Below are 14,576 nucleotides of genomic sequence, written 5' to 3'. Positions count from 1 at the left end.
CAAGGTCCCTTGCCTGGACCGGTATTTTCGTCTGTCCTTCTCCCTTCTGCGGGAGTCGGGGATTTTCATGTTTGAATGGCGTCGCGCGGCTGCGGCTGCAAGTCTGCTTGCGCTAGGTCTATCGGCCTGCGCGACTACGGGTGGGGCCGGAGCCAAGCCTCGCACACCGGCCGCAAAACCGGCGGAGAAGGTCGAGATCAAGCCCTTGCCAAAGGGCCTCGACGGTGCAGCCTCGTCAGGCTTCCCATCGACCTATTCGCCCCTGCCCTCAAAGGCCACGGCCATAGTCGGTGCCACGGTGCTGACCGCGACGGGCGATCAGATCGAGAGCGGCGTCGTCTTTGTTTCCGGTGGCAAGATCGTCTCGGTTGGTGGAGCTGACACGCCCATCCCGGCTGATGTTGCAGTCATCCAGGCCAAGGGCAAATGGCTGACGCCCGGCATCATCGATGCACACAGCCACCTGGGCGTCTATCCGTCGCCCGGTGTCCAGGCCAGGTCAGATGGCAACGAGGCCACCGACCCCAACACGGCCCAGGTCTGGTCCGAGCATTCGGTCTGGCCGCAGGACCCCGGCTTTAACCGGGCCCGCGCTGGCGGGGTCACGACCCTTCTGATCCTGCCCGGCTCGGCTAATCTGTTCGGCGGCCGCTCGGTGACACTCAAGAACGTGCCGTCGACCACCATGCAGGGAATGAAGTTTCCAGGCGCACCCTACGGGCTGAAAATGGCCTGCGGCGAGAATCCCAAGCGCGTCTATGGCGGCAAGGGTCGCACACCGTCGACAGCGATGGGCAATGTCTTCGGTTTCCGCAAAGCCTGGATCGACGCCGCTGACTATACCCGCAAATGGGACGACTATCGCGCCAAGGTCCAGAAGGGCGAGAAGGCCGATGCGCCGAAACGTGACCTTCAGCTCGAAACCTTGAGCGGTGTTCTCAAGGGCGAGATCCTGGTGCAGAACCACTGCTACCGCGGCGATGAAATGGCCGTGATGATCGATATAGCCCGCGAGTTTGGCTACAAGATCACGATGTTCCACCACGCCATCGAGTCCTACAAGGTCGGTGCGCTGCTGGCCAAGGAGGACATCTGTTCGGCCACCTGGGCCTCGTGGACGGGCTTCAAGATGGAGAGCCTGGACGGCATCGATGCCAATGCGGCCCTCCTCTGGAAGGCCGGTGCCTGTGTCGTCATCCACTCTGATGATCCGATCATGACCCAGCGCCTCAACCAGGAGGCCGCCATCGCCATGACCGCCGGCAACAAGCTGGGCTATGGCATCAGCCGGGCCGAAGCGATCAAGTGGATCACCGCCAATCCGGCCAAGGCCATGGGCATTGGCGACAAGACCGGCTCGATCGCCCCGGGCAAGGCTGCCGACCTGGTGATCTGGAATCGCGATCCGTTCAGCGTCTATGCCCAGGCCGAGCAGGTCTACATCGACGGTGCCCTGACCTATGATCGTCATGATCCGAAGTACCAGCCCAAGTCCGACTTCGAACTTGGCCAAACCGGCCAGGGAGCGTTCAACTGATGATCCGGTCCATCCTTCTCGCAGGCGTGGCCTGCGCGGCTCTCGCGGCACCCGCAGTCGCCCAGACCATTGCCATCACCAATGCCCGGATCGAGCCGGTCAGCGGCCCGGCCATCCCTTCGGGGACCATCGTCCTGAAGGACGGCAAGATCGCCGCCCTGGGGCCCCAGGTCACGGCCCCGGCCGGGGCGACGGTGATCGACGCCAAGGGCGGCGTGGTCACCCCCGGCCTGATCGCGCCGTCTTCCAACCTGACGGCCTCGGAGATCAGCGGCGTCCGCGAGACCCGCGATGACGGCACGGGCTCGGCGCTCTCGGCCGCCTTCGACATTTCCTACAGCGTCAATCCGGCCTCGCCGAAGATCGGCCTCGCCCGCGACGGCGGGATCACGGCCTCGGCCGTGACGCCGGTGCTGTCGGGCGCGGGCGGCGGGGCTCATGACCATGCGGACGACGGCGTGGTCGAAGAAATGACCGCCGGTGCCGGTGGCTCTGGCGATCCGCCCCTGTTCGGCGGCCAGGCAGCCTTTGTTCGGCTTCAGGCGGGTGACTCCGATCTCGTCGAGGGCTCCAGACTTGCCGTGACCGTGTCGCTGGGCGAGTCCGGGGCACGGGCCGCCGGCGGATCGCGCGGAGCCTCGATCGTCCTGATCAAGTCGGCCCTCGAGGACGCCCGCGCCTTTGCCCGCAATCGGGCGGCCTTCGAGCAGGGCGCGACCCGGGACTACGGCCTTTCGCGCCTCGACCTTCAGGCCCTGGTGCCGGTCGTGCAGGGCAAGACGCCCCTGCTGATCAGTGTCCACCGGGCATCGGACATCCGTCTGGCCCTGAAGCTGGCGGCTGAGGAAAAGGTCCGGATCATCCTGGAAGGGGCCGAAGAGGGCTGGGTCGTCGCGGCCGAGATCGCCAAGGCCGGCGTTCCGGTGATCGTCGATCCCCAGGCTGACCTGCCCGAAAGCTTCGAGACGATCGGCTCGCGGCTCGACAATGCCGCCCGGCTGCAGGCGGCCGGGGTCAAGGTGTCGATCAATGGCTCCCGCGACCTGGCCAACTTGCGGCAGGAGCGCCTGAACGCCGGTCTCGCTGTCGCCAACGGCCTGCCCTATGCCGAGGCCCTGGCGGCGATCACGCTCAACCCGGCCAGGCTCTGGGGCCAGGCCGATCGCATCGGCTCGCTCGAGGTCGGCAAGGTCGCCGATGTCGTGCTGTGGACCGGTGATCCGCTGGAGACCACCTCCTGGCCCGAGAAGGTGTTCATCGGCGGGGTCGAGCAGCCGAAGGACAGCCGCCAGACCCAGCTGCGCGACCGCTATGCGGCCCCCGATAACGGCCTGCCGATCGCCTACCGCTAGCCGGCGACCGGGCCCTGCCACCGCGGCAGGGCCCGGTTTCCCCAGGATTTCCCGGCCCGCGACGACACGCCTCTTTTCAGGGGGCGACGGGAAGCCCATACGGAGCTTCCGCCCGAATCGACGCATGTTCCCGTAATGTCCTCTTCTGACGATTCCAACTCCCTGTTCTCGCTGTTCGGCGACGAGCCCCAGCCGCCGGCCAAGGCTGCCCAGCCTGCGCCGACGCCGGCTCCGCGCGCCCCTGCCCCGCCGCCGCCTGCCCCGGCTGCAGCGACAGCGGGCGGCTACACCGCCAGCGACATCGAGGTGCTGGAGGGGCTGGAGCCGGTCCGCAAGCGACCAGGCATGTACATCGGCGGCACCGACGAGCGGGCCCTGCACCACCTGTTCGCCGAGGTGCTGGACAACTCGATGGACGAGGCCGTGGCCGGCTTCGCCAAGACCATCGAGGTCAAGCTCGATGCCGACGGCTTCCTGTCGGTCAAGGACGACGGCCGGGGCATGCCGGTCGACCCCCACCCCAAGCACCCCGGCAAGTCGGCGCTGGAGGTCATCATGACCGTCCTGCACGCCGGCGGTAAGTTCAGCGGCAAGGCCTATGAAACCTCCGGCGGCCTGCACGGCGTCGGTGCCAGCGTCGTCAACGCCCTGTCGGAGCTGGTCGAGGTCACCGTCTGGCGCGACGGCTTCGAGCACCTGCAGGTCTTCTCGCGCGGCAAGCCCCTGGGTCCGGTCGAGAAGGTCGGCCCCAGCAAGAAGCGCGGCACCATGGTCCGCTTCAAGCCCGACGACGAGATCTTCGGCGAGGGGACCAATTTCAAGCCGGCGCGCCTGTACCGCATGGCCCGCTCCAAGGCCTATCTGTTCCGTGGCGTGCAGATCAAATGGTCCTGCGCGGCCGAGCGCATCCAGGATCAGACCCCGGCCGAGGCTGTCTTCCACTTCCCCAATGGCCTGGCCGACTTCCTGGCCGAGCGCACCAAGGGCCTGGAAACCGTCACCCCCGAAAGCTTCGCCGGCCGCATCGAGCGCCAGGGCGAGGCCGGAGCCGTCGAATGGGCCATCGCCTGGACGCCGCGCGGCTTCGGTGAGCATGACGGCTTCATGCAGTCCTACTGCAACACCGTTCCCACCCCCGAGGGTGGCACCCATGAGAGCGGCCTGCGCGCCGCCCTGACCCGGGGCCTCAAGGCCTATGCCGAGCTGAAGGGCGAGAAGCGGGCGGCGATCATCACCGCCGACGACGTCATCGCCCAGGCCGGGGCCCTGATTTCCGTGTTCATCCGCAATCCGGAATTCCAGGGCCAGACCAAGGAAAAGCTGTCCTCCTCCGAGGCCCAGCGCTTCGTCGAGGCCGCCCTGCGCGACCCGTTTGACCACTGGCTGACCGCCTCGCCCAAGAGCGCCCAGGCCCTGCTCGACTTCGTGGTCGAACGGGCCGAGGAACGCCTCAAGCGCCGCAAGGACAAGGAGGTCCAGCGCGCCAGCGCCACCCGCAAGCTGCGCCTGCCGGGCAAGCTGGCCGACTGCGCCGGCGGCGCGGTCGACGGGGCCGAACTGTTCATCGTCGAAGGCGACAGCGCCGGCGGCTCGGCCAAACAGGCCCGCAACCGCAAGACCCAGGCCATCCTACCCCTGCGCGGCAAGATCCTCAATGTCGCCTCGGCCACCGGCGAGAAGATGAGCGCCAACAAGGAGCTGTCAGACCTGATGCTGGCCCTGGGGGCCCAGGGCGGCAACAAGTATCGCGAGGAAGATCTGCGCTACGAGCGGATCATCATCATGACCGACGCCGATGTCGACGGCGCCCACATCGCCTCCCTGCTGATCACCTTCTTCTACCGCACCATGCCCGAGCTGATCCGCGGCGGGCACCTGTTCCTGGCCCTGCCGCCCCTCTATCGCATCAGCCACGGCGGCAAGAGCGCCTATGCCCGCGACGACGCCCACAAGGACGAGCTGCTGGCCACGCAGTTCAAGGGCAAGAAGCCCGAGATCGGCCGCTTCAAGGGCCTGGGCGAGATGATGGCCGCCCAGCTCAAGGAAACCACCATGGACCCGGCCGTCCGCACCCTGGCGCGGGTGACCCTGCCGCGCTCGGAAGAGGCGGTGGAGTCCCTGGTCGAGACCCTGATGGGCCGCAAGCCGGAACTGCGCTTCCGCTTCATCCAGGAAAACGCCGAGTTCGCTGCGGCGGATCTGGACGTCTGATCCGGATCCTCCCCTCCGGGGGAGGTGGCCCGAAGGGCCGGAGGGGGCCATCTGGGCGAAGGCCGCATTAACCCCCTCAGTCGCTCCGCGACAGCTCCCCCAGAGGGGGAGCAGCTACAGCTTCACGCCCCCACGCGATCACTCGCTGAAGGGATGGAAAGGGTCGCGGAGCGTCCGGACGACGTCCGGATGAGACTAGAAAATACCGTTTCGACGAAGCCGTGCGCTCCGCGTGGTCGTTTTCCGTCAGCCTCCCGCCAGGTGGCCCTGTTGAGGCCTTACCGGGACCCGGCTCGCGCCGTTTCCAGCGCGCTCCAGCGGTCGAAGAGGACGGGCTTACAGCCAGACACGCCCTTTTGCCTTCAACCACGCCGACGGCGGGCGGGTCTGGCCAGCAACCAGATCCCCGGACCGGTCGAGTATCCCCCTCGACCCCAGCCCCGCTCGATCACCCCCCGTCGCCGCCATGGTCGCTGGCCTTGCGCCCTTTCCTCGCGACGAGGTGGGTACAGAATACGGGAGGTTTCAGCGCGTCGGATTGGCGCGGTGGTTGTTTTTGCAGGGTGTTGATCGGGTTGAGCTTTTCCCTGAAAGCCCCGGGGATTGATTGTTCTCTATGCCCGCACTTGCCCCCTACGGATCGCTTCGCGATCGTCTTCCCCCGGAGGGGGAAGATGGAGATCGGCGCGTTTCATCTTCCCCCCGCAGGGGGGAGGACGACCGCGTAGCGGTCAGGAGGGGGCCAGCGGCGTGGGCCGGGGGAGCGCGAGGCCCTCCTCCCGCATCCGGTAGGCCATCACTGCCGTCACGCCCAGGTGCTCGACCAGCCGCCAGTTGACGATGGCCCCGACCGGGGCACCGACCACGGGCAGCAGCTGGGCCAGCTTGGCCAGGTCGATATGGTCGCGATACTGCTGCTGGAAGGCCCGCCAGTCGAAGGCCTCGAGGCTGGCGGGACGCTCACTGCGCCGGGCGTTCCAGTCGTCCATGGAGGCCAGCACCCGGGCCCGGTGCCCGGCGTCGGAAAAGGCCAGTTCGAAGATGTGCAGGATGTAGAGCCGCTCATCGAGGTCGGTGCCGTCATGGCCGAAAATGGCGGCGATCTCGAACAGCAGCTTGATCTTGAAGCTCATCAGCAGCGGAAAATCCGCCGCCGCCGCCAGAAAGCCCCCGGCTCCGGTGATCCCGCCCTCGACACTGGCGGTCTTCTTCCAGCCGTCGATGGCCGCGGCGGCCTTGGCACGCTTCTCGTCCAGGCTCAGGCCGTGCTGCGGCGAGCCGGTGGCGAAGTCGGCCCCGGTCAATATGCCCCGCGTCAGGCCCTCCATGGCCGTGGTGATGGTGGCATGGACCTTTTCGGGGATGATCTGGTTGATCCTCACCTGGGCCTTGCGCGCAAGGCCGCCGAGTGGGCCGGCGGGCTTGGTGATGGCGGCGCGCCAGGCGGCGAGGTCGGGGGGTGGGTGTTGCATGGGTGAGATATAGGGCCCCCACACCACTCCCCATACCCCCCGTCATTCCCGCCCTTGTGGCGGGAACCCCTGGTTCAGCTGACACGTGAAGCGCCAGCGAAGTGCGCGCGCACTTCGCCCCTTCTGCACCTGCGGCGGCGCGAGGGGTTCCCGCCACAAGGGCGGGAATGACGGGAGTATCTGGAAGGGTAGACTACGCCCCATGACCGATGCCCAAAGCCTGACCCTGGTCCGCGCCCTCCACACCGTGATCTATCTCGTGATGGCCGGTGCCAGCCTCGTCGTCCTCTATGCCGGGATCACCGGCGCGCACGGCCCCTGGCTGTGGGTGGCAGCCGCTCTGGTCGCCGTCGAGAGCGCGGTCTTCGCCGCCTTCGGCCTCAAATGCCCGCTGACCGCCATCGCCGTGAAGTACGGCGCGACCAGGAACGGCACCTACGACACCTTCCTGCCGGAGCGGATCACCCGCTGGACCTTCGCGGTGTTCGGGCCGGTGATCCTGCTGGGGTTTGGGTTGTTGGTGGTGCGGTGGGGGCTCTGACTGTCTCGCCATCCACACCTCCCCGCCCCTAATCCCCACCTTCCCATACCGCCCCTCTCGCCCTGACGCCGTACCCGGCCTATACCAAACCATCCCGTAACCACGCCGGACCCCTCGCGTTTGTCCCGTCAGTTCAGACTGCCGCTGCACAGCCCGCCATCGTTTGCACGGGAGCACTTTGCCGTGTCGCCGACCAATGCGCTGGCTCTGGCGGCCCTGGACGCCTGGCCCGGCTGGGTCGAGGGGCGGGTGGCCCTGGTCGGCGAGGCCGGGGCCGGCAAGACCCATCTGGCGCGGGACTGGGCCCTGAGGGCCGATGCCGTGGTGATCGAGGCCGCCAATCCCCTGTCGGCACCGGTCGACCTTTCGGCCCTGCGCGGCCGGGCGGTGCTGGTCGACGATGCCGACCGCCGGGCCGAGGGCGGGCACCTCGATGACGAGACCCTGTTTCACCTGATCAACATGGCCGGGGTCGATGGCGGCACCCTGCTTCTGACCGGCCGGCTGGCCCCCGTGGCCTGGGACTGCGCGGTGCCGGACCTGCGCTCGCGGCTCAATGCCACCAGCGTCGCCCGCATCGACGAGCCCGACGACATCGTACTGGAGGCCGTGCTGCGCCGGGCCTTCGCGGCCCGGGCCATGACCCCTGCCGAGGAGGTCTATCCCTATCTGCTGCGCCGCATCCCCCGCTCCTCTCTGGAGGCCATAGCCGCCGTCGACCTGCTCGACGAGGCCGCCTCGGCCGAGGGCCGGGCCATCAGCCGGGTGCTGGCCGGCCAGGTCCTGGCCTTTGACGAGGATGAGGCCCCTTAACAGCCCTCATCACCGTCTGCCTTTCCTCCGCTTCTAAATTCGTCATCCCCCGGTTTATCCGGGGGACCCAGGCGGCGCTTCCAGGGGGTTATCGGCCATCCCGGCTTGGGTCCCCCGAACAGGTCGGGGGATGACGGTGTTTTTTGCGGGACGCTGACGACCGATTGTGCATCACGTCGGCCGCCGCCCCCTCTGTCTTGCCCCTGTCACCTGCCGCGTTCACCATGTGCGAACACAGTTCGCCTATGGTTGCCCGCATGACTGACGCCGCCGCCCTGCCGACCGCCGCCAACGAAACCGTCGCTCCAGCCGGGAAGCACGATGTCACCTGCCGCCTCGACATGGCGCTGATGGCCTCGCCCGAGCGGTTCATCAATCGCGAGACCTCGTGGCTGGCCTTCAATGAGCGGGTGCTGGAAGAGAGCGCCAATCCGCGCCATCCGTTGCTGGAGCGCCTGAGGTTCCTGTCGATCTCGGCCAACAACCTCGACGAGTTCTACATGGTCCGCGTCGCCGGCCTGAAGGGGCAGGTGCGCGAAGGCGTGCGGGTGATCAGCCAGGACGGCCTGACGCCCGGCGAACAACTGGCGAAGATCAATGCCTCGACCAGCGACCTGATGGCAGACCAGCAGAAGATCTGGCGCGAGATCCGGGCCGAGCTGTGGGCCGAGGGCCTGAAGCTGCTGGACGCAAAGGACATTGTCGGCGAGGACTGGGTCCGGGCCGAGGAGCTGTTCCTGACCCGGATGTTCCCGGTGCTGACGCCCCTTGCCATCGACCCGGCCCACCCCTTTCCCTTCATCCCCAATCTCGGCTTCTGCCTGGCGCTGAAGCTGCGCCGGATCGCCGACGACAAGCACCTCTATGCCCTGGTGCCGGTGCCCAGCCAGGTGCAGCGGTTCTGGGAACTGTCCAGCGTGATGACCCGCGGCAAGAAGCGCCAGCGCAAGATCGTCGCCCTGGAAAGCTTCATCATCCTGTTCCTGGATCACCTGTTCCCCGGCTATGAGGTCGAGGGCCTGGGCCTGTTCCGCCTGATCCGCGACAGCGACCTCGAGATCGAGGAAGAGGCCGAAGACCTGGTGCGCGAGTTCGAGGCGCGGCTGAAGAAGCGCCGGCTGGGTCAGGTGGTGCGGGTCAAGATGCAGACCACCATGCCGGAGGACCTGCGCGCGTTCATCATCGAGGGCCTGCGGGCCGAGGCCGAGGATGTGGTGCTGGTGGAGGGCAAGCTGGGCCTGGCCCAGATGAGCGAGCTGATCCCGCCCGACCGTCCCGACCTGAAGTTCAAGCCCTATAATGCGCGCTTCCCCGAGCGGGTGCGCGACCATGGCGGCGACTGTTTCGCGGCGATCCGCGAGAAGGACATCCTGGTCCACCACCCCTTCGAGAGCTTCGATGTGGTGGTGCAGTTCCTGCGCCAGGCGGCCCGCGATCCCAATGTGCTGGCGATCAAGCAGACCCTTTACCGCACCTCCAAGGACAGCCCGATCGTGGCGGCCCTGATCGAGGCGGCCGACAACGGCAAGAACGTCACGGCCCTGGTCGAGATCAAGGCCCGCTTCGACGAGGAGAACAATCTCAAATGGGCCCGCGACCTGGAACGCGCGGGCGTCCACGTGGTGTTCGGCTTCGTCGACTGGAAGACCCACGCCAAGCTGTCGGTGGTGGTGCGGCGCGAGGGCGATGCCCTGCGGACCTATTGCCACTTCGGGACCGGCAACTATCACCCGCAGACGGCCAAGGTTTATACCGACCTGTCGCTGTTCACCTGTGATCCGGCCCTGGGCCGGGACGGCGGCAAGCTGTTCAACTTCATCACCGGCTATGCCCAGCCCTCGGGCCTGGAGAAGCTGAGCTTCTCGCCCGAGACCCTGAAGCCGGATCTGCTGAGGATGATCGCCCGCGAGGCCGACAACGCCCGGGCCGGCAAGCCGGCCGGCATCTGGGCCAAGATGAACTCGGTGGTCGACCCGCAGATCATCGATGCCCTCTATGCCGCAAGCCAGGCCGGGGTCTCGATCGATCTGGTGGTGCGCGGCATCTGCTGCCTGCGTCCGGGCGTGAAGGGCCTGTCGGAAAACATCCGGGTCAAGAGCATCGTCGGGCGGTTCCTGGAACATGCCCGCATCGTCGCCTTCGCCAATGGGGCCACCCTGCCCGGCCCGCAAACCCGCCTGTTCATCAGCTCGGCCGACTGGATGCCCCGCAACCTCGACCGCCGGGTCGAGACCCTCGTGCCGGTCGAGAACCCGACCGTGCACCAGCAGGTGCTCAGCCAGATCATGGTCGCCAATCTCAAGGACGAGGCCCAGAGCTGGAACCTCAAGAGCGATGGCGACTATGTCCGCAATCCGGCCTGGGACAGGAAGGGAGCCTTCTCGGCCCACGACTATTTCATGACCAATCCCAGCCTCTCGGGTCGCGGTCACAAGGTGAAGGACCTGCCCATGGCCTTTGACCATGTGGGACCAAGGCGCGGCTAGGGCCGGCCCTTGAAACGCCTCGCCGCACTGGCGGTCCTGGGACTGGCCGGCTGCGGCCCTGCGCCCGCTGAACAGGCCGAGATCTGCGCCATCCTGGCCGCGCCCGGCGTGCCCGGCCTTGACCGGATCGGCGACGGCGCCGCCCTCGCCCCTGTGGATCGCCAGTTGCAGGCCAGGGGCAGGATCTACGGTCCGGGACTGCGTCTGGGCCAGATCCGCTCCTGGGGCCGCTGTCCGACCCAGGCCCCGACGGTCGAGATGCTGCTGCTCGACGGGAATCACGCGGCCACCAAGGGCGGACTGCGGGCCGACGGAGCACAGAAAACCTTCGGCACCTGCTTCTACGTAAGGACCGAAACCCGCTGGCGCTTGCTGGCCTGCCGGATTAATGGCGCGTCCTGACCTGTTGCAGCGATTTTCTTCCGGCCCCGCTTTCTCCTGCGGCCGAATAGGCTAAACCACGCCCATGCCATTTCCGGCGCCGCGCGACGCGGCTGTGATCGATATCGGATCCAACTCGGTGCGCCTCGTGGTGTACCGGCTGGAAGGTCGCGCCATCTGGACCGTCTTCAACGAGAAGGTGCTGGCGGGCCTGGGCCGGGACCTCGGGGACCATGGCCGCCTGTCGCCGGAGGGCGTGCAGCAGTCCCTGGCGGCCCTGAAGCGTTTCCGCGCCGTCCTGGAGGCCGTGGCCCCGGCCGAGATCTTCGTGGTCGCCACCGCCGCAGCCCGCGAGGCCAGCGACGGGCCTGACTTCGTCGCAAGGGTCAAGGCCGAGACCGGCCTGAGCGTCCGGGTCCTGTCGGGCGAGGAAGAGGCCCATTACGCCGCCCTGGGTGTCCTGGCCGGCGCGCCCTCGGCCACCGGCGTGGTCGGCGACCTCGGCGGGGCCAGCCTCGAACTCGTCCGGCTGGAAACCACCGGCGCGGGCCTCGGCGTCACCCTGCCCCTGGGCCCGTTCAGCCTGGGCCTGTCGGAGGGCTTCGACGGCGAGCGCGTGCGCCGGCTGTGCGCCCAGCGCCTCGCCCCCGTGGCCAGCGCCTTCCGCACCGATACCTTCCATGCGGTCGGCGGAGCCTGGCGCAACCTGGCCCTGCTGCACATGCGGCTGTCGGGCTACCCGCTGCATGTCGTGCACCAGTATGAAATGAGCGCCAGCGAGGCCCTCGACGCCGCCCGTCTGGTCTCGCACCAGTCCAGGGCCTCGCTCGAGCGGATCGAGGGCATGAGCAAGAAGCGCTCGGAGACCCTGCCCTATGCTGCCGTGGTGCTGGAAAGCCTGATCGATAGTCTGGCGCTCAAGCGGATCGAGATCTCGGCCTTTGGCGTCCGCGAGGGGTTGCTGTTCGAGGCCATGCCACCGCGCACCCGGGGCCTGGACCCGCTGATCGAGGGCTGCGCCTCGCTCGGCGCCCGACAGGGCGTCGCTGACGAACTGGGCCAGGGCCTCAATGCCTGGCTGGCCCCGGCCTTCACCAGCCTGCCGCCGCTGTTTGAGGGCGGGCGGGACGAGGTGCTGATGTCGGCCGCCTGCCGCCTGGCCGATCTCGGCGCCCGGCTGCATCCCGACCATCGCGCCGACCTGGTCTTCGAGCAGGTACTGCGCGCGCCGATCGCCGGCCAGGATCACGCCGAGCGGGCCTTTCTGGCCACCGCCGCCTATGCCCGTCACTCCACCGCCTTCGACCCGCCCGAGATCGAAGTGTTGCATCGCCTGCTGAGCCCCCTGCGGCTGAAGCGGGCCCGGGCGCTTGGCGCGGCCATCCGCCTCGGCTGTGACCTCTCGGGGCGCAGCGCCCCCCTGCTCGCCCGCTCACGGCTGATGATCGACAGGACCCAGCTGACCCTCACCGCAGAGCCCGGCTATGCCGACCTGCTACTGGGGGAACAGACCAGCAAGCGTGCCGGCACGGTCGCCCATCTGCTGGGCCTGAAGTTGAAGATCTCAACATCCTAAACAAGATGTTGCTGAGTGTTAGACGTGCTTAATGCAGTCTAAATCTACCCATAATGCAAACGAGGCCGAATGACGCAGTCAAACTGCTGTCGTTTGAGCATAATTTGTTAGCTTCACTTCGCTAGCGTGTCTGTAACGACATAAGGAGGCCAGTGATGCTGCAGCGTAAAGTGGACTACCTTGACGCTATCGCGCCCAACCCGCGCAAGCGTCCTGATCTACGCCTCGCCAATGATAATGATGCGCCGGTGGAAAGTGCTGCGCACAGTCTCCAGCATGAAATCGGCCGGGTCTTTGCCCAGGAGTCGACCTGGTCGGTCCGACGCACCGTCGCGATCGCCATCGTCTTCCATGTCAGCGTCCTGGTCGCCCTGGGCCTCGCCGCCGGCGGCGCGGTCCTGCCCCACTAACAGTCTTTGCCTCCTTCCCCTTGCCCCTCAGGGTGAAGGAGGCGGATGCCTTTCCCAGGCTGGGCGCGAGCAAGGTCGACCGGTGTGAAGGCCCCTAAGCGGCCTAGGCCGCTGGGTCGCCAAACAGCGCCGCATAGAGCTCTTCCGGCACAACCGGCTTGCGGATCAGACCGTTCATGCCCGCACGCTCACAGGCCTCCCGGTCCTCCGGCAGAACCGCGCCCGAAACGGCAATCACCGGGGTCTGACCGTTCAGGCTGGAGGCGCGCAACCGTCGGGTCGCCTCAAGGCCGTCGACACCCGGCATCCGCAGATCCATCAGGATCGCGTCAAAGCCCCGGGCCTCTGCCGCCTTGAGCGCTGCCTCGGCGTCGTCAGCCGTTTCCACACGGGCCCCGAAGGCTTCCAGCATGGCTCGCATCATGCGGCGATTGATGTCGTGGTCATCGACGACCAAGATCAGGGGGCTTTCCCCCTTGATCGCGACCGTCGGCAGGCGGGTGAGATCCACAGAGACCGGGGCCGTGCCTTCGGGCACGGGCAGGGCCAGGATGAAACGCGCCCCTTCTCCCGGCCGGCTTTCCGCCGTCAGGGTTCCCCCCATCAGCCGGGCCAGATCGCGGCTGATGGCCAGGCCCAGCCCCGTCCCCCCGAAGGCGCGCGCCGTCCCGTCACCCAGTTGATCATAGGCGCTGAACAGGCGGTCGATCTGGCCTGGCGTCAGGCCTGGCCCTGTGTCGACCACCTGCAGATCCATGAAGCGGCCCTCTGGCCGGTCCAGCAGGGCGACGCTGAGGGTCACCCTGCCATCGGCTGTGAACTTGATGGCATTGGACAGCAGGTTGTTGAGGATCTGGCGCAACCGCATCGGATCACCGCGAACCCAGACCGGCAGGGACTTTCCTCCCCTGAACTCCAGCTTGATGCCCTTGGCCCGCGCCTCGTTGCGCCACAGCAGAACACTGTCGCGCACCACGCTGCGCAGATCGTAGTCGACCTGTTCGACTCCCATCCGACCGGCCTCGATCTTGGAAAAATCCAGCAGGTCATTGAGCAGGGTCTTCATCATCGATCCGGCGTCAGCGATCAGCCGGGTCGCGCCAGGATCACTGCCGACCTGCCGTGCCAGAGCGTCCGCACCGTTCAGCAGGGCATTGATCGGTGTCCGCAATTCATGGCTGACCATGGCGACGAAGGCGGACTTGGCAGCCGTCTGGGCTTCCGCGGCCAGACGGGCCGACCGCTCGGCCTGCATGGCGCGCTGGGACCAGGTAAAGACCATGGCCAGAACCAGGCTCAGCAGGCCTGCACCGATCAGGAAATAGGGCGAGACCGGGTCGTCGGCCGCGCCGCCGGCATAGGGAAGAATGAACAGATAGGCCAGGTGCGGGGTAACGGCCGTCGCGAAGGCCGTGAAACAGCCTTCAGCCCCCATCAGGGCAGTCAGGATGGATCCGGAAATCAGCAGGGTCGCCGCCGCAGCAGCAGCCGGCGTCCCGATCTGCCACAGCGGGATCGCCATCCAGCCGAAGACTGTCGCCATCAGGAGATCGGTCGCGAGGTTGAATCCCACCGTCGTGGCCGGATCTGGTGCAGCAAGAAACCGCCGTAGCGCCAGCAACTCCGCCAGCTGCGCAAAGGCATAGGCGGCTGACCAGCCGAGCAGAAAGCCAAAGCCTGGGCGCCAGGCCATAGCCCCGCACAGCACCAGGATGACGAAAACCCGCAAGGGGACCTGTGAGCGCCGGGAAACTGCCGCCGGTCGGTAGGCGGTCGCCAGTCTGTCCCAGTATCCCG

The 14,576-nt window shown here is 67.3% G+C and carries 11 protein-coding genes and 1 pseudogene; 9 read left to right on the top strand and 3 right to left on the bottom strand.

The features are described from left to right. The first annotated feature begins 67 nt into the window (after positions 1 to 67). The 3 genes from AQ619_RS08350 to parE all read left to right on the top strand — a co-directional run bounded on the left by AQ619_RS08350 (position 68) and on the right by parE (position 5,100). Positions 68 to 1,537, top strand: coding sequence for an amidohydrolase (locus AQ619_RS08350; RefSeq protein ID WP_062146300.1), 1,470 nt, complete (start codon positions 68 to 70; stop codon positions 1,535 to 1,537). Beyond that, positions 1,537 to 2,889 carry an amidohydrolase family protein gene (locus AQ619_RS08345; RefSeq protein ID WP_062146297.1) on the top strand — a complete coding sequence of 451 codons (1,353 nt, stop codon included), beginning with the start codon at positions 1,537 to 1,539 and terminating at the stop codon, positions 2,887 to 2,889. The genes AQ619_RS08350 and AQ619_RS08345 overlap by 1 nt, the downstream gene beginning before the upstream one ends. A gap of 135 nt (positions 2,890 to 3,024) precedes the next feature. After that, the gene (parE, locus tag AQ619_RS08340) at positions 3,025 to 5,100 is read left to right on the top strand and encodes a DNA topoisomerase IV subunit B (protein WP_062146295.1); all 2,076 of its coding nucleotides are present in this window, start codon (positions 3,025 to 3,027) and stop codon (positions 5,098 to 5,100) included. Positions 5,101 to 5,436: 336 nt separating this feature from the next. Here parE and AQ619_RS19555 read toward each other — a convergent pair. Both AQ619_RS19555 and AQ619_RS08335 read right to left on the bottom strand, forming a co-directional pair. Next, a pseudogene (locus tag AQ619_RS19555) lies at positions 5,437 to 5,612 on the bottom strand (hypothetical protein). A gap of 219 nt (positions 5,613 to 5,831) precedes the next feature. Further along, a complete protein-coding gene (locus AQ619_RS08335; protein ID WP_062146293.1) occupies positions 5,832 to 6,572 on the bottom strand; it encodes an EcsC family protein in 741 nt (246 codons plus the stop codon). Positions 6,573 to 6,774: 202 nt separating this feature from the next. Between AQ619_RS08335 and AQ619_RS08330 the strand changes: the two genes are divergently transcribed. The 6 genes from AQ619_RS08330 to AQ619_RS08305 all read left to right on the top strand — a co-directional run bounded on the left by AQ619_RS08330 (position 6,775) and on the right by AQ619_RS08305 (position 12,779). Beyond that, complete coding sequence (locus AQ619_RS08330; protein WP_062146290.1) at positions 6,775 to 7,113, top strand: hypothetical protein; 339 nt, start codon at positions 6,775 to 6,777, stop codon at positions 7,111 to 7,113. A gap of 120 nt (positions 7,114 to 7,233) precedes the next feature. Further along, positions 7,234 to 7,926 (top strand): DnaA regulatory inactivator HdaA, encoded by a 693-nt coding sequence (gene hdaA, locus AQ619_RS08325; RefSeq protein ID WP_062146288.1) that lies wholly within the window; start codon positions 7,234 to 7,236, stop codon positions 7,924 to 7,926. A gap of 257 nt (positions 7,927 to 8,183) precedes the next feature. Continuing rightward, complete coding sequence (locus tag AQ619_RS08320; protein WP_062151426.1) at positions 8,184 to 10,412, top strand: RNA degradosome polyphosphate kinase; 2,229 nt, start codon at positions 8,184 to 8,186, stop codon at positions 10,410 to 10,412. Positions 10,413 to 10,421: 9 nt separating this feature from the next. Next, a complete protein-coding gene (locus AQ619_RS08315; RefSeq protein WP_062146285.1) occupies positions 10,422 to 10,814 on the top strand; it encodes a hypothetical protein in 393 nt (130 codons plus the stop codon). 64 nt (positions 10,815 to 10,878) lie between these two features. Beyond that, on the top strand, positions 10,879 to 12,369 hold the full coding sequence (locus AQ619_RS08310) for a Ppx/GppA phosphatase family protein (RefSeq protein ID WP_062146283.1): 1,491 nt from the start codon (positions 10,879 to 10,881) through the stop codon (positions 12,367 to 12,369). Positions 12,370 to 12,521: 152 nt separating this feature from the next. Further along, a complete protein-coding gene (locus AQ619_RS08305) occupies positions 12,522 to 12,779 on the top strand; it encodes a hypothetical protein (protein WP_166504191.1) in 258 nt (85 codons plus the stop codon). A 103-nt stretch (positions 12,780 to 12,882) separates the two neighbouring features. Here the strand turns inward: AQ619_RS08305 and AQ619_RS08300 are convergent, their stop codons facing one another. Then, positions 12,883 to 14,508 carry an ATP-binding protein gene (locus AQ619_RS08300; protein WP_236849553.1) on the bottom strand — a complete coding sequence of 542 codons (1,626 nt, stop codon included), beginning with the start codon at positions 14,506 to 14,508 and terminating at the stop codon, positions 12,883 to 12,885. Between the last annotated feature and the right edge of the window lie 68 nt (positions 14,509 to 14,576).

Source organism: Caulobacter henricii (assembly GCF_001414055.1).
Taxonomy (GTDB): domain Bacteria; phylum Pseudomonadota; class Alphaproteobacteria; order Caulobacterales; family Caulobacteraceae; genus Caulobacter; species Caulobacter henricii.
Note: the sequence above shows the minus strand (reverse complement) of the source record. Positions and strands in the feature narration are given on the sequence as shown.

Coding starts and splice junctions, on each gene's coding strand:
- AQ619_RS08350 (WP_062146300.1), top strand. CDS start 68: ATGTTTGAATGGCGTCGCGCGGCTGCGGCTGCAAGTCTGCTTGCGCTA.
- AQ619_RS08345 (WP_062146297.1), top strand. CDS start 1,537: ATGATCCGGTCCATCCTTCTCGCAGGCGTGGCCTGCGCGGCTCTCGCG.
- parE (WP_062146295.1), top strand. CDS start 3,025: ATGTCCTCTTCTGACGATTCCAACTCCCTGTTCTCGCTGTTCGGCGAC.
- AQ619_RS08335 (WP_062146293.1), bottom strand. CDS start 6,572: ATGCAACACCCACCCCCCGACCTCGCCGCCTGGCGCGCCGCCATCACC.
- AQ619_RS08330 (WP_062146290.1), top strand. CDS start 6,775: ATGACCGATGCCCAAAGCCTGACCCTGGTCCGCGCCCTCCACACCGTG.
- AQ619_RS08320 (WP_062151426.1), top strand. CDS start 8,184: ATGACTGACGCCGCCGCCCTGCCGACCGCCGCCAACGAAACCGTCGCT.
- AQ619_RS08310 (WP_062146283.1), top strand. CDS start 10,879: ATGCCATTTCCGGCGCCGCGCGACGCGGCTGTGATCGATATCGGATCC.